This window comes from Microbacterium sp. Z6_144 (genome assembly GCF_057197625.1).
In genome coordinates this window covers 529,521-551,102 of the sequence record NZ_JBXVPT010000001.1, presented here as the reverse complement: position 1 = coordinate 551,102, position 21,582 = coordinate 529,521, and the positions used below count along the sequence as shown (strand labels likewise).

Here is a 21,582-nt window from a genome sequence, read left to right as displayed (position 1 = left end):
GCCCCTTTTCTCCGCCCGCCGGAGGACCCGTCGTCAGGACGCGAACAGGTCGCGGGCGACGTCGGCCGACTTGAACAGGTAGTCGCGCGAGGCGCTGAGATCGTCGCGCAGGCGCGCGAGGTCGACATCGAGGAGGCGACCCTTCCACTTGCGGACCTTGCCCGCGACGATGACGGATTCGACGTTGGAGCGCTCCATCAACCCCACCACGGCGCCGGGCACGTGGTTCAGCGGCGCGACGTTAAGGGCCTCCGCGTCGAGGATGACGATGTCCGCCTCTTTCCCGGGAGTCAGAGTTCCGACCCGGTGATCCAGTCCGAGATCACGCGCGCCGTTGATCGTCGCCCACCGCAGGACGTCGCGAGCGGTGAGGAGCGCCGGGGTGTCTTCCACGCCGGAGAGGATCATCTCGTGCACCTGACCACGCTGCAGTGCCATCGCCCCACGCATCTGCGTGAAGAAGTCCGCGGTCAACGTGCATTCGACGTCGGTCGACAGCGAGGGCTCGATTCCCATCGCCAGCGCCTTCAGGAGGGGAGGCGTGCCGTGGCCCATACTCACCTCGATGGGCACCGCCGCCGAGAATCCGGCGCCCGCGTCCTTCGCCCGCTGCCACCCGAGTTCCGACATCCCGGTCATGTGGAGGAAGAGGTTGTCGCTGCCGAAGGCGCCTGCCGCGGCCAGCTTGTCGAACTCCGGCCCGAGACCGAAACTGCCCACGACGTGGGCGACGATCGGGAGACCGAGCTCGCGCCCTACCTCCCACGCCCTCTCATAGCCGGGGAGGTAGATCTCTCCTCCCATCATCATCGTCAGCAGCTGATCCGATGAGGAGAAGTGCTGCGAGCGCAGCCGGCCGGCATCCTCCGGGTACTGGTTGCCTGCTCTGCCCCCGTGACTTTCGAAGTATCCGAAGACCGCGCGGCGCCCCGAACCGGCCAGCGCTTCCACAGTCGCGTCCGAATGCTCCGGCGAATGGTGGATCTGCGAGACGTCGAGCACGGTTGTCACTCCGGCGTCGAGCTGACTGAGCGAGCCGAACAGCGTGTTGATGTGCACATCTTCGGGCCGGTACTGCGGCGCGAACCGATCCAGCACGTAGTCGACGTAGTTGACCGCCGCGTGCGGACGCCCGTCGTTGAAGAGCACCGCGTCGGCGAGGAAGCCACGCAGGGCCGTCTCGAAGAGGTGGTGATGGGTGTCGATGAACCCGGGCATGACGATGCGGCCGCGGGCATCGACGACCGGGATGCCGGACACCGCCAGATCGCGCCCCACCGCGACGATGGTGGAACCGTCGACGAGCACGTCGGCTTCCTCGAAATCCCCCACCTGCGGGTCCATCGACATCACCGCCCCGCCGCGGATCACGTACCGGTCGCCGGGCCGGCCGCTGCGTTCCGGATCCAGCGCGGGGCCTGGGTGGTTGTCGGGTGTGTTGTCGAGGTTGGTCATGTGATGTCGCCTTCGTCGAGTGCCGCGCTGAGTCAGTTCAGGATGGGGATGCCGATCTCGCTCCAGTTCTCGGGGGTGTCATCCCGTGCCCACAGATTCATCGCGTGCGGATGCGCCGACCAATCGACGGCCTTGTACGCGGCCTCGTCATCGATGCGGAGCAGGTCGGTGTAGACCTCGACGACTGCCTCCTCCGGGTCGAGAAGATAGGTGAAGATGTTGAATCCGGGTCCGTGCCTGCCCGGGCCCCAGAGGAAGTGCTGTCCGTCACGCGCGACGTGATCGGCGTAGTGGGCGATCTCGCCGATGCTCGCCATCTCGAAGGCGTAGTGATGCATCCTGCTCCCGCCGCCCGCCGGGCTCTGAGCGATGGCGATACCGTGGTGATCGGGGTCGCACCGCAGCCACGTGGCCCAGTCGCCGAACCGGTCCGACACGCGGAAGCCGAGGACATCCAGGAGGAACCTCTCGACCTCTGCCTTCTCCTCGGCGAAGAAGGTGACGTGGCCGAGTTTGCGTGCCAGTGCGGGGATCACCGTATCCACGCTGAGCGGTAGGCGCTCCATTCCGGAGTACAGCTCGAACACGATCCCCTCCGGACCGATGCACCGGATGGCCTTTTGGATGCCGACCTCCTGCACCTGTTCGCTGAGGATGATGGCACCGGACGCGATGATCCGGTCGCGCAGCGCGTCGAGGTCACGGGGATCTTCGATCTCCAGCCCGACGTGGTCCAGCCCCGCTCGATCGGATTGGATCAGTTGAAGCTCGTGATGGCGCGCGTTGGCCGACAGATGCACTTCCGTCGGCGAGGCCCACGTGGTTCGCAGTCCGAGCGTGCGCCGCGCGTGATCGACCGACTTCTCCAGGTTCGTCACTCTCATGGCGATATGACCGACGTGCATCCGCATGGTGTCCACTCCCTTGTGCCACGGTGTGCCGACTTGGCCTCGAGTCAACTATACAACAGTGAACCCAATAGTCGATAGTTAGAGATGTTCTGTTTTCGTCTCAGTCGGCGGCCGACGCTCCTCGGGTCCGCGTGCGCGGTGCGGCTTCGTCCGAGCGAAACGCGCCGATGTTCTTCACTGCCAGATCTCGCGTCTTCTCGATATGCGCCTTGAGCAACGCCGAGGCCTTGTCCGCTTCCCGGGCGATGGCCGCCTTTGCGAGCGCGTCGTGCTCGGCCGCGACGTTGCGCTGAGCACCGGGCGAAGGCTCGGACCAGTTGCGGTAGAGCTCGGCGCTCTGGAACAGCGACGCGCAGATTCCCAACAGGACGTCGTTCTGACAGCCCGCAAGCAGCTGGGCATGGAATTGGCGGTGCGCCGTGACCCAGTCGGGATTGAGGCCCTGATCCTCGAGCCGCAGCGGCGTGCGGTTGAGGGTGTGATGTGCGGCCATCACCGACGACTCCCAGGCGAGATCCCCGCTCTCGACGGAGATCCGGATGGTGATGCCCTCGACCTCGACGCGCGCTTGGACGATATTCTCGAGCCTCTCCCGTGACAGCAGGGGCACCGCGAATCCGAGGTTGGGCTCGGCGAGAACGAGCCCCTGCTCCGACAGTCGCGTGAGCGCCTCGCGGACGACACTGACGCTGACGTCATACTCGGGCCCGAGGGTGGCCGGGCGCAGCCGGGCACCGGGAGCGAAGTCGCCGCGGAGGATGCGGTCGCGGATCTGCTCGTACACGTCGACGCCGAGCGTGCGTGCGTTGCCTCTCATCGCCATGGCTTGATCGTACCGTCCGCGGATTCTTCCACCTGGAATACTCGACTGTTACCGCATCTGTCGATACGACCCGCGGTCAGCCGCGCGCAGAGCCGACCAGAGTCGTCTCCATGGCCCCCAGGCCTTCGATCGTCGACGTCAGCACCTCGCCGGGACGCAGGAAACGCTTCGGCACGCGCGCGACGCCGACTCCGGAGGGGGTGCCTGTGAAGATCAGGTCACCCGGCAGGAGCGGGGTGACGGCGGAGAGGCGTTCGATGAGGGCCGCGACGGAGAAGATCATCTGAGATGTGCGTCCCGATTGCAGCACCTCGTCCCCGAGGCGGCTTTCCAGAGCCAGGTCCGTGGGATCCTCGAATTCGTCCGGAGTCACGACCATCGGTCCCGTGGGTGAGAACCCGGGGAAGGACTTCGCCAGCGAGAACTGGGGCATCGGGGGCAGCAGCTGCAGGGTCCGTTCGGACAGGTCCTGCCCGATCGTGAGGCCTGCGACGTGCTCCCACGCGTCGGCTTCACGCACGCGGACGGCTTCGCGTCCGATGACGACGACGAGTTCGACCTCCCAGTCCACGGTGTCGGTCGGCAGCTCCACCTCGGCGAAGGCGCCGGTCAGCGAGGTAGGGAACTTGGTGAAGGTCGGCGGGAAGGTGGGCTCCCCCTCCCCCGCCTCGGCCGCGTGAGCGCGGTAGTTCAGTCCGATGGCGAACACCTGGCGCGGGCGCGGGACCGGCGCCGCGGCGCGTCGCTCATCGAAGGGCAGGGCGGCGGAACCCGCGACAGACGGCGCCCAGGCGAGGAACTCTTCCCAGCGTTCGTAGATCGCCTGAGGGTCGGAGGAGAACCGCCCTGCACTGGCGTTCTCGACATCGATGGCGCGGTCATCCTCAACGATGACGAGGCGCTCGGCGAGGTTGGCGATCTTCATGGTGTGCGCCTTTCTGGTGCGTCGCCGCACGTGCGGCATGGTCTCGATCCAGGATAGATTAGAATCGATTCTTTAGGAACTATCGATTCCACGCGTCACGTGCCGCCGAGGTAGGCAGCCCGAACCGCGGGGGTGGTGAGCAGCTCGGCGGAGGGTCCGCTCATCGTCACGCGGCCGTCGTCCAGGACGTAACCGAAGTCGGACATGGAGAGGGCGGCGTGCATGTTCTGTTCCGCGATGAGCATCGTCACTCCCTCCGTCCGCACCTCCTCCAGGAGCCGGAAGACCCGCTCGACCACGATGGGCGCGAGACCGAGAGACGGTTCGTCGAGGATGAGCAGGCGCGGACGGGAGATGAGAGCGCGCCCGATCGCGACCATCTGCTGCTCGCCGCCGGAGAGCGTGCCTGCCTTCTGCCGCGACCGCTCGGTGAGGACCGGGAACAGATGCAGTACCCAGTCGAGTCCGCCGCGCGAACGCGCACGCGCAGCGCGATCGTGCAGCCCCATCTGGAGGTTGTCCCACACGCTCAGGTGCGGAAAGAGACGCCGGGCCTCCGGCACGAGGGCGATGCCCTGTGCGGGTCGAGAACTGGACGGCGAGCCGGCGAGGTCCTGTCCCTCGAACAGGATGCGGCCGCCGCGGACCGGTTGCATGCCCATGAGGGCTTTCACCAGGGTCGACTTGCCCGCGCCGTTGGATCCGATGAGCGACACCGACTGCCCGGAGCGGATCGACATGCTCACTCCGCGCAGCGCGATCGCCTGGTCGTAGGAGACAGCGACATCCTGTACGTCAAGCATGGGACGAACTCCCCAGGTAGGCCTCGATCACAGCGGGGTCGGCGATCACGTCGGCCGGTACGCCGCTGGCGAGGTTCCGGCCGCGGTTGAGCACGTACATGCGGTCGGCCAGGCGCGTGACCGCTTTCACGTTGTGCTCGATGTACAGAATGGCCACACCGGATTCGCGAAGACTCGCGATGAGCTCCACACCCGCCTCGACCTCGGTCGGGTTGAGCCCGCCGAGCACCTCGTCGAGGAGGAGAAGCTGCGGCGAGAGAGCCAGGGCTCGAGCGATCTCGAGGAACTTGCGTTCGTGGAGCGTCAGCGTCGAGGTGGCCGCGTCCGCGTGCGAGGCCAGCCCCACTCGTCGGAGGATGTCGGCCGCCTGGGCGTCGGCATCCGTTCGAGAGGCGCGGTGGCGCCCGAACATCGCCGGGAGCACCACGTTCTCGTGCACCGAGAGGGACGGCAGCGGTCGGGGAATCTGGAAGGTGCGCGAGATGCCGCGCCGCGCACGGCGATGGGCCGACATCGTCGTGACCTCGTCGCCCTGGAATTCGATCACGCCGGCCGAAGCGAAGGTCGACCCCCCGATGGTGTTCAGCAGTGTCGTCTTGCCGGAGCCGTTGGGTCCGACGAGTCCGACGATCTCGCCGGCCTGCACCTCGAGGTCGACCCCGTCCAGCGCGAGGAGACCGCCGTAGCGCTTCACGACCCCGCGACACGAAAGCACGCTCATGACACCACCGGTCCTTTCCTCCGCCGGGATTCGAAGAGACCGCCCACCCCGCGAGGGAGGACGACGATGAAGAGCACCAGAAGCAGCCCGACGACGATCTGGGCGATCTCGGGAACCCCGAGCCCCCTGAGGATCTCCTGCAGGACGACGATGACGACGGCCCCGAGGATCGGCCCGTACCACTTGGTCACCCCGCCGAGGATCGACATCATCACGACGAACAGCGGCACGGTGAAACTGAACACCGCCGCCACGTCGACGTAGCCGAGGAAGACCGCCTGCGGGGCGCCGACGAGCCCGGCCAGGCCCGCGCTGAGCGCGAACGTGCCGACCTTGTAGCGGTAGGTGGGCACACCGAGCGACTCAGCGACCTGCTCGTCGTCGCGGATACCGGAGAGGGCCCGCCCCCACCGTCCGCGCCAGATCACGACGGTCAGCGCGACGGTGAGCAAGGCGAGCACGACGGCGGTGAGATACAGGCGCACCGGGTCGTTGCCCACGAAGGTGCCTTCTGCCGCTTGCAGGAGTGAGACGCCGGCGCCGCCGTCGATCGCGGGGATGTTCAGGGCGATCGTGGGAACCACGAACGCGAGTGCGAGGGTGACCAGGCCGAACAGGTCGCTCCGGAACCGGGATGACGCGAACATCGCCGCGCCGAGAGCCGCGGCGACCGCCGCCGAGACGAGACCGGATACGAGGATCGTCACGACGAAGGGGAGCCCGGGGAAGGCACGCAGCAGAACGGCCGTCGTGTAGATGCCGATCCCGAAGAACACCCCGTGCCCGAAGCTGGGGTATCCGGCGGCGCCGGAGAAGACGTTCCAGCTCGTGGCCAGCACGATCCACACCATGAGCTGGAATCCGAACGCGACGATGTACAGGTTTCCCGGCACCAGGAACGGCACCAGGACCAGCAGCACGGCAGCGGCGAGGATTCCGCCCAGGGTCGTTGTGGTCTTGTTCATGCCGTCCTCCCCAGGGCGATCCGCAGCCGGCCGGCTCGCACCACCGGCTCGAGAGCCAGGTAGAGGAAGAGCACGCCGTAGGCGATCGCCGGCGACCACGAGGGAGACAGATACAGCGACCAGACGTTCTGGATCATCAGCACCAAGACCGCGACCAGCAGCGCGCTGAGGGGCCTCCCCAGGCCTCCGAGGAGACAGGCGACGAAGACGATCCCGAGCCACTGCGTGGTGAGGTGCGGCTGCAACGGCATTTTCATGGCGACGATCGTCCCCGCCACCGCGGCGGTGGCGGCCACGACGCCGGATACGACGAGCGCGAGCGTGAGGGTGCGAACACCGAAGATCTGGGCGATCGGCAGGTCCTGATGCATCGCGCGGAGTGCGCGTCCCGATCTGGTGTATCGCAACCAGGCGGCTGCGCCTCCGACGAGGATGACCGCTGCACCCAGGCTGAGCAGATCGACCGGGTGAACGGCGAGGTCCCCGAGTGCGACGGCCGTCCGCCACTCCTCAGGCAGGGCCGTCCGCATGCTGAGCACGTCAGAGCTCCAGATGAGACTGATCGTGTTCTCCGCGGCGATGAACAGGCCGAAACTGATGAGCAGCGTGGTGAAGACGCTCGCTTTGATGACGTGCAGCAAGTACTGCAGTCCTACCCCCACGAGGAAGAAGGCGGGGACGGTGATGGCGAGGGAGGCGAAGGGACTCATCTGCGCCTCCACGACCAGGGTGTACGAAATGTATGCCGAGACGAGCACGAGGGAGATGTGGAAGAAGTCGGCGACGCCGAGCAGGCCCCACTTCACCGTGATGCCCAGGGCGATGCAGCCGAACAGGCAGCCCAAGAGGGCGCCGGACACGAGCGTTTGAGCCAGCGCATCCATGTGCGGTCCTTTCGTCGTGATGGGCGGATGAAGACGGGGGAGACGGCTGCCTCCCCCGCCGGGGCGGCTACCGTGCGACCGGCTCCGCAAGCGCCAGGTCCGCCGGCGCCACTGTGACGCGCTCGCCGTCCTGGATCTGGGTGATGCGATTGACGTCTGTGCCGTAGCCGTTGAACCCGCCGAAGGTCAGTGGCCCGGCGATCGTGTCGACCGTGGCGCCGCGAAGGTATTCGATGATCGCTGCGCGATCGAGTCCGGCGTTGGCCACTCCGGCGAGCAGGGTCTGCCACGCCGCGAAACTCGCGGCGGCCTGAGTCTCGACCTGCGGGAAGAGTTCGAGCCCGGCGGCAGTCGCATGGAACCGCTCGACGAAGTATTCCGCCTGGGGGTCCCCCTGAAGGGTCGAGTTCTCCTCGAAGATGGAAAGCGTCATGAGCCCCTCGGCCTCCGACCCCAGCGACTCCAGCGCAGCGGGCGCGGCCACCGAAGCGACGAACTGCTTCGGCACGTATCCGATCGTGGCGAAGGCGTCGAAGAGGTTCACGACGTCGCCGCCGACGCCTCCCCACCAGATCACGTCGGGATCGGCCTGCTGGATGCGGAGGGCGATCGAGCTGAAGTCCGTGGTCCCGAGGTCGAACTCCACCTTCGCGAGAGTCTCGACATCATTGCCCTCGAACTCGGCCTGCACCGCCTCGCCGATGACGATCGAGGAGGGGAACTTGGGGATGCCGTAGAAAGCGGTCGCCGGGGGCTCACCGGTGCGCTCGAGCGCGTCCCACACCAGCCCAGCCATCGGCACGAAGAACTCGTCGGGGTCCTCGGTGCCGCCGCCATGCTGCCAGACGGGGAAATGGTTGTCGCCGACGAAGTCGGCCGGCGAGCCGAAAGTGTGCGTGATATACGGGAACCCCGCCCGGCCGACCGGGCCGGCCGCCGCGAGGATACTGGCGGTGGCGTACGGGCCCATCACCAGATCCACACCCTGGTTGATCAGGTTCTCGTAGTTCGCGGCCGCGTTGGCCGGAGTGGACGCATCGTCCAGGACGCTCCACTGGATCGGACGCCCGTCGATCCCACCGCACTCGTTCACCCACTCCACGACGATGTCGGCGACGGCGTCGTGGATCTTCGCGGCGGCCGCGAAGTTGCCGGTGAGACTGAGGGACCCTCCCACCACGATCGGTTCACCGGTCGGGGCCTCCTCGACGCAGTCCAGGTCGGCAACCGGGGCGACGAGGGCGACGCCCGGGCCCTCGACAGGGGCGGTCTCGGCGGGCTCTGCCGCGCCGCAGCCCGACAGGATGAGAGCGGCGGCGAGGCCGGCTCCGAGAACAGGAAACTTCTTCATCGATGCTCCTATGGGTTGTCGATCCCACGCCACTTCGCGCGCGATCGGAGGTCAGGTGAGGATGACTCCCCCATCGACGACGAGGGTCGCGCCGTTGATCCCGGCGTTGTCGGTGAGGGCGAAGGTCGCCGCGACGATGTCGTCCGTCGTGACGAGGCGCTTTCCGGGCGTCCGCTGGCGGATCGCCTCATAGACGGCCTGGCGCGCGGGTGCGGCGCCTCGGCTGGCGGGGGTGTCGCCCACCACCCCCGGGACGATGGTGTTGACGCGCACAGGCGCGATTTCCAGAGCGAGCGAGTTCATCAGACCGACGACTCCCGCGTTCGCCATCGACAGGGAGACCGAGCCGGGCACCGGCTTCCACATCGACAGCCCGCTGAACATCACCACGGAGGCCCCGACGGTGAACTTCGTCAGTGCGTGATGCACAGCGGTCGCGTATCCGACGTTCTTCATGAGGAGTGCTCGCGCGCTGTCGTCCGGTTCGTACTCGGCGATCGTGTGGCTGTCCCGCTCCACCGCCGCGAGGATCAGGTGATCGATCGGGTCGCACGCGGCCATGAAGGCCTCGATCGACGCCCAATCCGACAGATCGCACGTGGCCGCCGCGCAGTTCTCGCCGACCGACTCCGCAGCGGTCATCCCGACGTCGAGATCGCGTCCAGCGATCGTGACCCGGCATCCCAGCGCGTGCGCGCGCTTCGCCAGCTCGAGCCCGACACCCCTGGTGCCCCCGATGATGACGACATGCTGACCGTGCTGAGGCATGAGCGCTGTTCCGATCCTCTCGCCATCGTGAGCCTGACTCCCGGCGTCCGCGCCGGTGAACGACACTATACATAAGAATCTTAAGTAGCGGTATTGTCGATTGTTGGAGGCGATGATGACTCGATGGATCTCGTACAGGACGGCAGAGGGCGCTCGGCCCGCGGTGGTGGTCGGGGAGCACGCGCATCCGTACCCGGGCAGCGAGACCCTGCTCGACCTCATCACCGCGGACTCGCTCTCTCGCGCCGCCACTCGCGCGCTGGAGGTATCGCCGGTCGAGCTGGCCGATCTCACCGTGGTCGAACCGCTCCGCCCGGGGTCGCTCCGCGACTCGATGTGCTTCCACGAGCACATTCGCAACTCGCTCGGGCCGGTGGACCCCATCCATTCGCAGTTCCCCGCGTTCTACCTCTCCAACGCCGCCGCGGTGATCGGCCCGTACCAGGACGTGCCGATGGCGCCGGGCACCTCCCAGTTCGATTTCGAGCTGGAAGTCGCGGCTGTGATCGGACGGACGGCCCACAACGTGCGACCTCAGGATGCCTACAGCCATATCGCCGGCTACACGATGTACATCGACTGGAGTGCCCGAGACCTTCAGTTCACCGAGATGACCACCCGCCTGGGCCCCGCCAAGGGCAAGGACACCGCCACCACGCTAGGCCCGACCTTTGTCACAGCCGACGAGTTCGCACCCCGGCGAGCCGGCAAGGGTTTCGATGTCGGGATGCGCGCATCCGTCAACGGTCGCGAGGTCGTGGCGGGCAACTGGTCGACGATCGACTGGGCGTTCTCCGACGTCGTCGCATACACATCACGCGGAACGACTCTCCACCCCGGTGACGTCATCGGATCGGGCACGGTCGGCGGGGGGTGCCTCCTGGAGCACTACCGGACGAACTCCCCCGCGTTCCAGGGGTGGCTCGAGCCCGGGGACATCGTCGAGATGTCGGTGGACCTCATCGGGCGGACGCGACAGACCATCGTGGCCGCCGAGCCGCTCCATCCGCTCTCATCCGGCTGGTAACGGGCCGCTGTCCGCGCGGATGGTGTGGATGATCGCGGAGAAGTCCTGTGCGCCGCCCGCCCCGTCGGCGAACTCGCGATAGATCTCTCGCGCGAGCATGCCCAGCTTCGCGTCGACGCCGGTGAGGTCGATCGCGGCCTCGGCCAGGCCCAGGTCCTTCGACATCAGTGCGCCGGCGAAGCCCGGCTGGTAGTCGCGGTTGGCCGGGCTTGTCGGCACGGGCCCCGGGACAGGACAGTTGGTCGTGAGTGCCCAGCACTGTCCCGACGCGTTCGAGGCGACGTCGAACAGCGCCTGATGCGACAGCCCGAGGCGCTCGCCCAGGACGAACGCCTCGGCCACGACGATCTGGGTGACCCCGAGGATCATGTTGTTGCACACCTTCGCCGCCTGGCCGAGACCGGGTCCGCCACAGTGCACGATGCGCCGCCCCATCCGCTCCAGGAGCGGCAGGGCGGCAGCGAACGCGTCCTCCTCGCCACCGACCATGAAGGCCAGGGTCGCCCCCTCCGCTCCCACGACGCCACCGGATACCGGAGCATCGAGACTGCGGTGGCCCGCCTCGAGAGCGAGCGCGTGCGCGGTGCGCGACTCGTCGACGGCGATCGTCGAAGAATCGATGAAGAGCGTGCCGCGAGGCGCGGCGGCCAGGAGCCCGGGCGAGCCCGCCGCTCCCGCATACGCGTCGATCACGTGCCGACCGCTCGGGAACATCGTGAAGACGACCTCCGCATCGGCGACGGCTTCTGTCGCGCTCGACGCGACGACGATGCCGGCCGCGCGCGCACCGTCCAGGGCAGCCGGCACCACATCGAATCCCGTCACGACGTGACCCGCACGGACGAGGTTCGTCGCCATCGGCAGGCCCATGTGGCCGAGGCCGAGGAACGCGATCGTGGTCATCTGTTCTCCTTCGGTGGGTGATATCCGGTCGCGAGGATCATCGGCGCTCCAGGAGGCTGCGGCCGACGATGAGGCGCATGACCTCATTCGTTCCCTCGAGGATCTGGTGCACCCGCAGGTCGCGCACCACGCGCTCGATCCCGTACTCCGAGAGATACCCGTAGCCGCCGTGCAGCTGCAGGGCCTGATTGGCGACGTCGAAGGCCGCGTCGGTGGCGAACCGCTTGGCCAGAGCACAGGATGCGGCAACGCCCGGGGCGCCGGCATCCAGATCGCTCGCGGCGCGTTCCAGCAGGGCGCGCGCGGCCTGCAGCTGGGTCTCCATGTCGGCCAGGGTGAAGACGATGCTCTGGTTCGCGGCCAGGGGCGCGCCGAACGCATGGCGGTCCTGCACGTACGCCCGCGCCCGGTCGAACGCCCACTGCGCGCCGCCCAGCGAGCACGCGCCCATGTTCAGCCGTCCGCCGTTGAGGCCCTTCATCGCGATGCCGAAGCCGTCGCCCTCCTCGCCGAGACGCGCGTCGACCGGCACGCGCACGTCCTCCAGGATCACCTGGCGGGTGGGTTGGGCGTTCCAGCCCATCTTCTTCTCGTTCGGGCCGAAGCTGAGCCCCGGGGTGCCGTCGGGGACGAGGATCGCGCTGATGCCGCCTGCTCCCGGCGCCCCGGTGCGGGCCATCACGATGTAGAGGGCGGAGGCGCCGGCGCCGGAGATGAACTGCTTGACGCCGTTGAGGACGTACTCGTCGCCCTCCCGCCGCGCCGACGTGGTGAGGGCGGCCGCGTCCGATCCCGCCCCGGGCTCGGTGAGGCAGTAGCTGCCCAGCTGCGTCATCGCCGTCAGCCCCGGCAGCCATTCCTCCCGCTGCGCCGCGGTACCGAAGGTGTCCACCATCCACGCCACCATGTTGTGGATCGAGATGTACGCCGCGATCGTGGTGTCGCCACCGGCCAGCGCCTCGAAGATCGCGACCGCGTCCAGCCGCGTCAGCCCGGCGCCTCCGCTCTCCTCCCGGACGTAGACGCCCCCGAGCCCGAGCTCACCCGCCTGGGCGAGCACGTCCACCGGGAAGTGCTTCTGCGCGTCCCACTCCGCAGCGTGCGGGGCGAGGGCGGCGTCGGAGAAGTCGCGGACGGCTTCGACGAGGGCCGCCCGTTCCTCGGTCATGTACGCGTGCATGATCAGTGCATCGTCGGGATGACGAAGCTGGCGCCTTCCTTGATCCCCGAAGGCCACCGCGTGGTCACGGTCTTCGTCTTCGTGTAGAAGCGGAACGCGTCGGGTCCGTGCTGGTTGAGGTCGCCGAATCCCGACTTCTTCCAGCCGCCGAACGTGTGGTAGGCGATCGGCACCGGGATGGGCACGTTGACGCCCACCATGCCGACGTTCACCCGGGTGGAGAAGTCGCGGGCGGCGTCGCCGTCGCGCGTGAAGATGGACACACCGTTGCCGTACTCGTGGTCGGAGGCCATCGCCAGGGCCTGCTCGTAGTCGTCCGCACGGGCGATGACGAGCACCGGGCCGAAGATCTCCTCGCGGTAGATGGTCATGTCGCGGGTGACGTGGTCGAAGAGTGTCGGACCCAGGTAGAACCCGTTCTCGTAGCCGGGCACCGAGTATCCGCGGCCATCGGCGAGGAGCGTGGCGCCCTCGTCGATGCCCTGCTGGATGTACCCGCTCACGCGCTCCACAGCCTCCCGGGACACCAGCGGCCCGTAGTCGACGCCGTCCTCCAGCGCCGGACCGATCGTGAGCGAGGTCACCCGCTCGGCGAGCTTGGCCGCGAGCGCGTCGGCGGTCGCCTCCCCCACGGGAACGGCCACCGAGATCGCCATGCACCGCTCGCCCGCCGAGCCGTAGCCGGCACCGATCAGGGCGTCGGCGACCTGGTCGAGGTCGGCGTCGGGCATCACGATCATGTGGTTCTTCGCACCACCGAAGCATTGCGCGCGCTTGCCGTTCGCCGCGGCCGTGGCGTAGATGTACTGCGCGATCGGCGTCGAGCCGACGAATCCCACGGCCTTCACCCGCTCGTCGTGCAGGATCGCGTCGACGGCCTCCTTGTCGCCGTTGACGACGTTGAGGACCCCGGCGGGGAGGCCCGCCTCGAGGAAGAGTTCGGCGATGCGCAGCGGGACCGAGGGGTCGCGCTCGCTCGGCTTCAGGATGAACGCGTTCCCGGCCGCCAGAGCCGGACCGGCTTTCCACAGCGGAATCATCGCCGGGAAGTTGAAGGGCGTGATTCCGGCGACCACGCCGAGCGGCTGGCGCAGCGAGTGCACGTCGATGCCGGTGCCGGCCCCCGTGCTGAACTCCCCCTTCAGCAGGTGCGGGGCCCCCGCGGCGAACTCCACGACCTCGACACCCCGCTGGATGTCGCCCTTCGCGTCATCCACCGTCTTCCCGTGCTCGCTGGAGAGCAGACGCGCCAGGTGGTCGAGGTCTTTCGCCACGAGGTCGAGGAAGCGCAGCAGTACCCGGGCGCGGCGCTGGGGGTTCCATGCGCCCCACGTGAGCTGTGCCTCTTCGGCGTTGGCGATCGCCGCAGCGACCTCCGCGGCGCTCGCCAGGGGCACCCGTGCCTGCACCTCGCCGGTGGACGGGTCGTACACATCGCCGAAGCGCCCGGAGGTGCCGGCGACGTGCTCGCCGCCGACGAAATGGGTCAATTCCTTCATGACGTTCTCCTTGCTCAGACGATGGTGATGGCGCGCGCGGGATCCGACAGGATCGCACCGAGCTCAGCCAGCACAGTAGACGCGAGTTCGCCGTCCACCAACCGGTGATCGACAGACAGCGCGAGTTGAGTGACCCGGCGCGGCACGATCTCGCCACCGACGACCCACGGCATCTCGCGGATCGCACCGAACGCGAGGATCGCCGCTTCACCGGGATTGAGGATCGGGGTGCCCGCATCCACGCCGAGGGCACCGATGTTGGTGATCGTGATGGTGCCGGCGCTCATGTCGGCGGGGGTGGTGCGACCCGCGCGCGCGTTCTCCACGAGTGCGCCGATGGCGCCGGCCAGACCTTCGAAGGCGAGCGTGTCGGCCGACTTGATGTTGGGCACGATCAGGCCGCGCGGCGTCGCGGCGGCGATCCCGAGGTTCACGCGCCGGTATTGGACGATCTCCTGTGCGCTCTCGTCCCACGACGCGTTGATGGCGGGATGGCGGCGGATGGCGAGGAGGAAGGCCCGCGCGACCAGGAGGAGAGGGTTGACGCGCACGTCCTGGAAGGCGCGGTCCTTCTTCAGCCGCGCGATGAGCTCGACGGTGGGGGTGATATCCACGGTCAGCCAGACGGTGACGTGCGGCGCGGTGAATGCGGATCGCACGACCGCCTCCGCCGTCGCCTTGCGCACCCCGCGGATCGGGGTGCGCAGGTCGCCGTCGTCGGGCGCCGAGGGGGATGCCGCCGGCGCGGGGGACGCCGCGGCGGAGGCGAGCAGCGCGTCACGGTGGACGACGCCGGAAGCGTCGGCGGGCACGGAGGCCAGGTCCACCCCGAGCGACTTCGCCAGTGCCCGCACGGGCGGCTTCGCGCGTGGACGCCCGGGCACCTCCGCCGACAGCGAGGAGGCGCCCGAGGCGCCCAGTCTGCGCTTGCGGGCCGGCGCCGCGGTGGGACCGGTGCCCACGAGCACGAGCGGCTTCTCGTCATCCGCCGCATCCGAAGCGGCCCCTTCGAGCTGCGCCGCCGCATCCCGGGCAGCCGCCCCGCGGAAGGCGCGGGCGCCGGGCGGAGCGTCGCCGGCACCATCCCCGGCCGCCTCCGCCTCGCTCCGGTCACCCAGGGAGACGAGGACCGTCCCCACCGGCACCGTCGTTCCCGCCTCGACATGAATGGACAGAACCGTTCCCGCCACGGGCGACGGGAGTTCCACGACCGCCTTGGCGGTCTCCACCTCGACGAGCAGGTCGTTCACGCCCACGGTGTCGCCCTCGGCGACGAGCCACGTGAGGATGTCGGCCTCGGTGAGCCCCTCTCCCACGTCAGGGAGCGCGAAGTTCATGACAGGCATGAGGGGCCTTCCTAGAAGTTGAGAGCGCGGTCGACGGCGTCGAGGACCCGGTCGACATCGGGGAGGAACTGGTCTTCGAGCTCCGCGGCGGGGTAGGGCATGTTGTACGCCCCGACCCGCAGGACCGGTGCCTCCAGGTCGTAGAAGCACGCCTCGGTGACGGCGGCGGCGATCTCCGCACCGATGCCGAGGAAGGTCGATGCCTCGTGCACGACCACCATGCGCCCGGTCCGGCGCGCGCTCTCCCGCAGCGTCGGGAGGTCCAGGGGCGAGATCGAACGGAGATCCACCACCGACACGGAGAATCCGTCCTCCTCGGCGGCCTGTGCGGCGGCGAGCGCGGTGGCCACCGACGGCCCGTGCGCCACGAGCGTGCAGTCGGTGCCTTCGCGCAGCACCGCTGCCTGCGACATCGCCCGCGTCGGGTGCGCCGACACCTCGGCCTTCTCCCAGTAGCGGCGCTTCGGCTCGTAGAAGATGACGGGATCGTCGGAGCGGATCGCCTGCTGGATCATGTGGTACGCGTCGTCGGGGTTCGAGCACGAAACGACACGGAGCCCCGCGGTATGAGCGAAGTAGGCCTCGTTCGATTCGCTGTGGTGCTCGACGGCCCCGATGCCGCCGCCGGCCGGGATGCGGATGACGATGGGCAAGGCCAGGCGCCCGCCGGAACGGGCGCGAAGCTTGGCGAGCTGACTGACGATCTGGTCGAACCCGGGGTAGACGAATCCGTCGAACTGGATCTCGCACACCGGACGGAACCCGCGCAGGGCCAGCCCGATGGCGGTTCCGATGATCCCCGACTCGGCCAGGGGCGTGTCCATCACCCGTCGCTCGCCGAACTGCGCACTGAGGCCGTCGGTGACGCGGAAGACCCCGCCGAGCACCCCGACGTCCTCCCCGAGGAGAACCACCCGATCATCGTCGGCCATCGCCTGGCGGAGCCCGGCGTTGAGCGCCTTGGCGAGGGTGAGGGTGCCCAGGCCCTCCTCCACGGCGTCGGTCGATCCGAGCACGGCGCTCACATCCCCGCCATTCCCGCGACCCGGCGGGCTCGCTCGAGTCGTTCCTGTTCCAGGAGCGGGTGCGGTTCGGCGTAGACGGCGTCGAACAGGTCGTCGAAATCGGGGGCGGTCAGCGCGCGGCACTCGGCGCGCGTGGTCTCGGCGAGCTTCTCCAGCGACTCGTCGAGGCGGTCGAACCACCGGGCGGGGGTTCCGTTGCGTTCGAGCACCACCCGGAGCCGGGTAAGTGGATCGCGCGCGGTCCACGCCTCGACATCGTCGTCGTGCCGGTACCTCTTGGGGTCGTCCGAGCTGCTGTGTCCGGAGAGCCGGTAGGTCTGCGCCTCGATGAGGACAGGACCGTTGCCCGCGCGGACGTAGTCCGCCGCCTGGCGGGTCACCTCGTGCACCGCGAGGGCGTCGTTGCCGTCGACGTGGAAGCCCGGGATGCCGAAGCCCGCCGCGCGTCGGTGCAGGGGGGACGCCATCTGGGTGGTCGTGGGCGTGGAGATCGCCCACTGGTTGTTCTGCACGAAGAAGAGGACCGGAAGGGCAGCGGCGGCCGCCCAGTTGAGCGCCTCGTTCACGTCGCCCTCGCTGGCGGCGCCGTCGCCGAAGTACACGGCCACGACCTCATCCGAACCCTCGAGCGCGATGCCGGTCGCGTACCCCACCGCGTGGAGGGTCTGCGTGCCGAGGACCAGCGAGTAGATGTGGAAGTTCGACTGTGTACTGCTCCACCCTGCATGGGTGACTCCGCGCCACTGCGCCATGAGCTCGCTCGGAGAGAGCCCGCGCACGAGCCCGACCGCGTGCTCGCGGTAGCTGGGGAAGATGGGGTCGGAGTCGCGCAGCGCACGCGCCGACCCCACCTGGGCCGCCTCCTGACCCCACGACATGAGCCAGAGCTTCAGTTCGCCCTGACGCTGCAGCGCGAGGGCCTCCCGGTCGAAGCGGCGCGCGCGCGCCATGTCGCGATACAGCTGGCGTGCCAGCACCACGTCCACGCCCTGTTCCGCACCCTCGGCGGTGAGGTCGCCCTCCGGGGTGACGAACTGCGTGGGCGGGAGGGCCGGCTCCGGTCGGGCCGGAGAGATCAGTCGAGGGGCGCGGACGGCGACGGCGGTCATACGAGCTCCTGGGGGGTGGGGGCGGTGACCTCGTATCCCGTCACACCGACGGTGTTCGAGAGCGTGAGGGCGAGCGTGCGCAGCCGATGCTGGGTGGTCTCCACCGTCGCCGCCATCCATCGGTACGATCCGGCCGAGGAATAGGTGGCCTGCAGGATGTCCACCTGGCGTCGGTGGAACACGGACACCAGGCGCAGGAGGCCCTCGGAGTCACTGCTGCGAACGGTCACCGTGACGATGGATCGGTGGACGTCCTCGGTCGGCGACGGCCCACGGGCTCCTGCGCTCATTCGACAACCTCCTCGTTCGTCGGCGTCCTCTCGGCCGCGCGCATCCGCTCGCAAAAACGACTGCCCTGTCAGCTATGTTGGAAATACGTGGGCAGGGTGTCAAGTGATCTGCTCACAACTGGTCATTTCGAACATCTAGACTCGCGATTACCCCGGAGGAGGTAGGCGGAATGCCAATGATCGACCGGCTTGACGCAGAGATCATCAGCACATTGGCCGACAACGCCCGGATCGGCATCGCGGAACTCGCCGCCGAACTCGGTGTCAGCCGGACCACCGTGCAGCTCCGGCTCCGCAAGCTCGAGGAAGAGGGCGTGCTCCTCGGCTTCCAGCCCATCGTCAACCTCAGCAAGATGGGGGCACCGGTCGAGGCACTGGTGACGTTGGAGATCGACCAACGGCGCATGGGGACGATCGTGCGAGGACTGCACGCCCTGCCCGAAGTCCTCGAGGTCCGGATTCAGGCCGGCCGCGAGGATCTGCTCGCCCACGTCGGGATCGGCTCGCTTGAGGAGCTTCAGGTGCTGACGGCGGCGATCGTCGCGATCGAGGGGGTGCGCAAGACGACATCGACCTTCACGGTCTCCACCCCCGTGCGCTATCGCCTCGCACCGCTGCTTCGCAAACTCACGCGCGAATCGGGATGGGGACGCGCGAACCCCGCCCCCACCGAAACGGGCATCGCGACCGGCCCCTGAGTCAGCGAGGCAGCGCCTTCGAGCGACGGAGTCGGGCGGTCTCGGAGGGAAGCTCCCCGTAGGCCGCGCGATAGGAGGCGGCGAATCGCCCCATATTGGTGAAGCCATGCCGGTGCGCGACCTCGGTGAGGGTGCCGGATCCCGGCGCCCTGAGGAGATCCGCTCTCACCAGCGCCAGGCGGCGCGAGCGCACGTACTCCATCGGGGTCATGCCGAGGTCGCGGCGGAAGGCGGAGAACAACGCTCTCTCCGACACGTTGGCGTAAGCGGCGAGATCGGCCACGGTGTGCGGGTCGTCGGGAAAGGCGTGGATGTACTCGGTCACGAGTTCGACGACCCGCTCAGAGGCGGCGGGTGCGGGCCGAAGGATCTCGTCACGGTAGTTGTGCTGATGGTCGATGAGGAGCGCCGACAGGAGGCAGTGCTCGAACTCCCCGATGAGCGCAGCGGATGGCCGCGCTCCACCGAGCTGTGCCGCCGCGCGGCTCAGCGAACCCATCGTGGCGACCAGCCGTTTGCCGGCACCTGCGATCTCGAGCGAATCGGAGAACTCGATGGGGTCGCGGATGGGGCGTCCGATCAGCTTCTGCAGGTGATCGGTTACGCGGGTCCGCGGAATCACGAGCATGTGATGCGTCACGCCCTGCTCGTACACCATCGCCATCGATCGCTGGTAGTCCATGACCGCTGCGCGCCGTTCGTCCGCGACGAGCGGCGCCGCACCCTCGCGGGTGACAACCGATTGCCCACCCGACACGACGCTGATCGTGATCAGGGGGATCGGCGGATCGCAGGCGATCGTGACGCCGGCACCGTATCGAGCAGACATCACCGCGACGTCGCCGATGGCGGAGTAACGGACGTTCGCCTGGAACTCGTCCAGCTCCCCCCACACCTCCATCTCGTGGGAGCACTTGAGGTAGCTCTCGCTGCGCGTGCGCGCCTCGAGGGGGTCGCGAGTGGTGAACTCCCGCACGGCACGGTGATCCCCGCCCGGACGAACGCTCAGCTCGTGATGCATATCCCAGTCACTTCCCTGTGGTGGATACGTCGCTCTCAGTATGGCGCCGAGGGGCCTGGTCATCGATCCTCGAGTGCTCCCCGAGGCTGTGCCAGGTGCGGTTGTGGTAGACCAGCGGACGTTCGGGAGGTGATCCTCCGCCCTCCGGCACCTTCGCCTGGAGGGCCTCCACCGCCACGACCGTCGATCCGCCCGCCTGCATCTTCTGCACGACACGCCCGCGGATCCACACCGGCGCGGAGGGGAAGTACGGCTCTCCCGTGTCCAGTCGGGCCCAGCGCGAGGTGTCGGCGAAACGGTCGATCCCGCTCGTGGCCCCGAGCTTGGCGATCTCGATCTGGTCGGCCCCCAGAAGATGGACGACGACCGTGTCGGCTCGGCAGATCGTGGGTGTGCTGGACGAGAGCTCGGAGACCGAGAACACCAGCAGCGCCGGGGTGACACTCACCGAGATGACACTGGTCGCCGTCAGTGCGACCGGGCCTTCCCCGACATCTGCGGTGATCACGGCCACCCCTGCGGGGTGGTTGCGAAACGCTGCCTTGAACTCATCCGGGGTGACGGCGTCAGCCGCGCGGTGCGGCGAGATCGAGCTGGTGGCGTACGGCTCGCGGACGCCATCGGCCACGGTGCGCGGATGCGACACGATCCCTCCTTCCTCCGTCTACGTCCGGGCGCCTTCCGGCGTCAGGCCGCCCCCACCGCCGAGCGCGCGGGCTCTTCCTGCGCCTCACCGCGGAAGTGGGGGATCACTTCGCGGGCGAACAGCTCGGTGTTGCGCCGCGTCATCCAGGCGGGCATGTCCCCGATCGGGAGCATCGCCTGCACTTGGCCGAACCCGAGTTCCTGGTGGAGCTCTTCGATGCGGCGACTCACGGTCTCGGGCCCGCCGACGATCACGTACCCGCCGTCGATCATGTCCTGGTAGGTCAGGTCGTTGTAGAGCTTGTCGGTGGAGTTCAGGATTCCGCGCATTGCCCCCGGGCTCATGTACCCGGCCGGGAACACCATCTCCGAACTCTGACGCAGCCCCTTGTGGAAGAGCCACTCCAGGTGCTGCTGCCCCTCCCGGAGGGCCGAGTCGTCGTTCTCCCCGATGAAGATGGGGATCGCCAGCGCGATGTTGTTCGGGTCGACGGTCTTGCCGATATCGGTCACCGCCTTGCGATAGCCGTCGAACCACTTCTTCACCGTCGCGGTGGATGCATAGACGGAGACGTACATGTAGTCGTTCTCGGCCACCCACTTCATCGTCTCGGGGCTTCCGGCGCCGGGAACCGCGATCGGCGGGTGCGGCTGCTGAAGCGGACGCGGCCACGTGTTGACGTACCGGTACTCGTAGTGCTCGCCGATCCATTCGAACGGGCCGGTCGTCGTCCAGGCTTTCTTGATGAGGTCGTGGGCTTCATTGAACCGCGACCGCGAATCGGAGGGAGCCACGCCCGACACCCAGTGCTCCCAGCCGATCCCCCGGACGAAGCCGGAGACGAGCCGGCCGTCCGTCAGGTGGTCGAGCATGGCGATCTCCTCCGCGACGCGGAGCGGGTTGCCGCGCACGGGGAGGGCGTTGCCGAGCACCATGATGGTCGCGTTCTTGGTGCGGCGGGCCAGGGCCGCGGCCATGATGTTCGGCGAGGGCATGAGCCCATAGGCCGACTGGTGATGCTCGTTGACGATCACGCCATCGAAGCCGAGCTCGTCCGCGTACTCGAGTTCGTCGAGGTACCGGTGGTACAGGGCGTGACCGACCTCCGGGTCGAAGTTGGCATTCGAGAACGTGAGGGACGGCGACGGGTACTTCTCGACGTCGTGGAAGTCATCGGGCAGGTGGGGGTAGGGCATGAGGTGGAAAAAGTTGAACTTCATGGCTCTGGTCTC

The 21,582-nt window shown here is 68.2% G+C and carries 22 protein-coding genes; 2 read left to right on the top strand and 20 right to left on the bottom strand.

What is annotated here, in order from left to right; genetic code table 11:
- Window positions 1–33: 33 nt before the first annotated feature.
- The 10 genes from AC2DGY_RS02655 to AC2DGY_RS02610 form a co-directional block, all read right to left on the bottom strand.
- Window positions 34–1,455 carry an amidohydrolase family protein gene (locus AC2DGY_RS02655; RefSeq protein WP_484508150.1) on the bottom strand — a complete coding sequence of 474 codons (1,422 nt, stop codon included), beginning with the start codon at window positions 1,453–1,455 and terminating at the stop codon, window positions 34–36.
- A 32-nt stretch (window positions 1,456–1,487) separates the two neighbouring features.
- Entirely contained in the window at window positions 1,488–2,360 is an 873-nt protein-coding gene (locus AC2DGY_RS02650; protein ID WP_484509967.1) for a VOC family protein, read from the bottom strand.
- A gap of 106 nt (window positions 2,361–2,466) precedes the next feature.
- Window positions 2,467–3,189, bottom strand: coding sequence for a GntR family transcriptional regulator (locus AC2DGY_RS02645; RefSeq protein ID WP_484508149.1), 723 nt, complete (start codon window positions 3,187–3,189; stop codon window positions 2,467–2,469).
- A gap of 76 nt (window positions 3,190–3,265) precedes the next feature.
- On the bottom strand, window positions 3,266–4,114 hold the full coding sequence (locus tag AC2DGY_RS02640) for a fumarylacetoacetate hydrolase family protein (RefSeq protein ID WP_484508148.1): 849 nt from the start codon (window positions 4,112–4,114) through the stop codon (window positions 3,266–3,268).
- Between the two features lie 95 nt (window positions 4,115–4,209).
- Complete coding sequence (locus tag AC2DGY_RS02635) at window positions 4,210–4,917, bottom strand: ABC transporter ATP-binding protein (RefSeq protein WP_484508147.1); 708 nt, start codon at window positions 4,915–4,917, stop codon at window positions 4,210–4,212.
- The gene (locus AC2DGY_RS02630) at window positions 4,910–5,638 is read right to left on the bottom strand and encodes an ABC transporter ATP-binding protein (RefSeq protein ID WP_484508146.1); all 729 of its coding nucleotides are present in this window, start codon (window positions 5,636–5,638) and stop codon (window positions 4,910–4,912) included. The genes AC2DGY_RS02635 and AC2DGY_RS02630 overlap by 8 nt, the downstream gene beginning before the upstream one ends.
- Complete coding sequence (locus AC2DGY_RS02625) at window positions 5,635–6,603, bottom strand: branched-chain amino acid ABC transporter permease (protein ID WP_484508145.1); 969 nt, start codon at window positions 6,601–6,603, stop codon at window positions 5,635–5,637. The genes AC2DGY_RS02630 and AC2DGY_RS02625 overlap by 4 nt, the downstream gene beginning before the upstream one ends.
- Window positions 6,600–7,487, bottom strand: coding sequence for a branched-chain amino acid ABC transporter permease (locus tag AC2DGY_RS02620; RefSeq protein WP_484508144.1), 888 nt, complete (start codon window positions 7,485–7,487; stop codon window positions 6,600–6,602). Before AC2DGY_RS02620 ends, AC2DGY_RS02625 begins: the two co-directional genes overlap by 4 nt.
- 67 nt (window positions 7,488–7,554) lie before the next feature.
- Window positions 7,555–8,838, bottom strand: a complete 1,284-nt coding sequence (locus AC2DGY_RS02615) for an ABC transporter substrate-binding protein (RefSeq protein ID WP_484508143.1) — start codon at window positions 8,836–8,838, stop codon at window positions 7,555–7,557.
- Between the two features lie 51 nt (window positions 8,839–8,889).
- Complete coding sequence (locus tag AC2DGY_RS02610) at window positions 8,890–9,606, bottom strand: SDR family oxidoreductase (RefSeq protein WP_484508142.1); 717 nt, start codon at window positions 9,604–9,606, stop codon at window positions 8,890–8,892.
- 115 nt (window positions 9,607–9,721) lie between these two features.
- Between AC2DGY_RS02610 and AC2DGY_RS02605 the strand changes: the two genes are divergently transcribed.
- Window positions 9,722–10,633, top strand: coding sequence for a fumarylacetoacetate hydrolase family protein (locus AC2DGY_RS02605; RefSeq protein WP_484508141.1), 912 nt, complete (start codon window positions 9,722–9,724; stop codon window positions 10,631–10,633).
- On the opposite strand, the gene mmsB is transcribed toward AC2DGY_RS02605, so the two are convergent.
- The 7 genes from mmsB to AC2DGY_RS02570 all read right to left on the bottom strand — a co-directional run bounded on the left by mmsB (window position 10,619) and on the right by AC2DGY_RS02570 (window position 17,985).
- Window positions 10,619–11,536 carry a 3-hydroxyisobutyrate dehydrogenase gene (gene mmsB / locus AC2DGY_RS02600; RefSeq protein ID WP_484508140.1) on the bottom strand — a complete coding sequence of 306 codons (918 nt, stop codon included), beginning with the start codon at window positions 11,534–11,536 and terminating at the stop codon, window positions 10,619–10,621. The two genes, AC2DGY_RS02605 and mmsB, sit on opposite strands and share 15 nt — an antisense overlap.
- Window positions 11,537–11,573: 37 nt before the next feature.
- A complete protein-coding gene (locus AC2DGY_RS02595; protein WP_484508139.1) occupies window positions 11,574–12,704 on the bottom strand; it encodes an acyl-CoA dehydrogenase family protein in 1,131 nt (376 codons plus the stop codon).
- Between the two features lie 14 nt (window positions 12,705–12,718).
- Complete coding sequence (locus tag AC2DGY_RS02590; protein ID WP_484508138.1) at window positions 12,719–14,215, bottom strand: CoA-acylating methylmalonate-semialdehyde dehydrogenase; 1,497 nt, start codon at window positions 14,213–14,215, stop codon at window positions 12,719–12,721.
- A 14-nt stretch (window positions 14,216–14,229) separates the two neighbouring features.
- Window positions 14,230–15,561: a dihydrolipoamide acetyltransferase family protein gene (locus AC2DGY_RS02585; protein ID WP_484508137.1), complete on the bottom strand. Its 1,332-nt coding sequence runs from the start codon at window positions 15,559–15,561 to the stop codon at window positions 14,230–14,232.
- An 11-nt stretch (window positions 15,562–15,572) separates the two neighbouring features.
- Window positions 15,573–16,493 (bottom strand): alpha-ketoacid dehydrogenase subunit beta, encoded by a 921-nt coding sequence (locus AC2DGY_RS02580; RefSeq protein WP_484509966.1) that lies wholly within the window; start codon window positions 16,491–16,493, stop codon window positions 15,573–15,575.
- Between the two features lie 89 nt (window positions 16,494–16,582).
- Entirely contained in the window at window positions 16,583–17,695 is a 1,113-nt protein-coding gene (locus AC2DGY_RS02575) for a thiamine pyrophosphate-dependent enzyme (protein ID WP_484508136.1), read from the bottom strand.
- Entirely contained in the window at window positions 17,692–17,985 is a 294-nt protein-coding gene (locus tag AC2DGY_RS02570; RefSeq protein ID WP_484508135.1) for a hypothetical protein, read from the bottom strand. The genes AC2DGY_RS02575 and AC2DGY_RS02570 overlap by 4 nt, the downstream gene beginning before the upstream one ends.
- A gap of 176 nt (window positions 17,986–18,161) precedes the next feature.
- Here AC2DGY_RS02570 and AC2DGY_RS02565 point away from each other — a divergent pair, with 176 nt between their 5' ends.
- Window positions 18,162–18,683 (top strand): Lrp/AsnC family transcriptional regulator, encoded by a 522-nt coding sequence (locus tag AC2DGY_RS02565; RefSeq protein ID WP_484508134.1) that lies wholly within the window; start codon window positions 18,162–18,164, stop codon window positions 18,681–18,683.
- A 1-nt stretch (window position 18,684) separates the two neighbouring features.
- On the opposite strand, the gene AC2DGY_RS02560 is transcribed toward AC2DGY_RS02565, so the two are convergent.
- From AC2DGY_RS02560 to AC2DGY_RS02550, 3 genes are all read right to left on the bottom strand, one after another.
- Entirely contained in the window at window positions 18,685–19,659 is a 975-nt protein-coding gene (locus tag AC2DGY_RS02560; RefSeq protein ID WP_484508133.1) for a helix-turn-helix transcriptional regulator, read from the bottom strand.
- A 52-nt stretch (window positions 19,660–19,711) separates the two neighbouring features.
- Window positions 19,712–20,293: a flavin reductase family protein gene (locus AC2DGY_RS02555; RefSeq protein WP_484509965.1), complete on the bottom strand. Its 582-nt coding sequence runs from the start codon at window positions 20,291–20,293 to the stop codon at window positions 19,712–19,714.
- A 98-nt stretch (window positions 20,294–20,391) separates the two neighbouring features.
- Window positions 20,392–21,570: an LLM class flavin-dependent oxidoreductase gene (locus AC2DGY_RS02550; RefSeq protein WP_484508132.1), complete on the bottom strand. Its 1,179-nt coding sequence runs from the start codon at window positions 21,568–21,570 to the stop codon at window positions 20,392–20,394.
- Window positions 21,571–21,582: the final 12 nt, after the last annotated feature.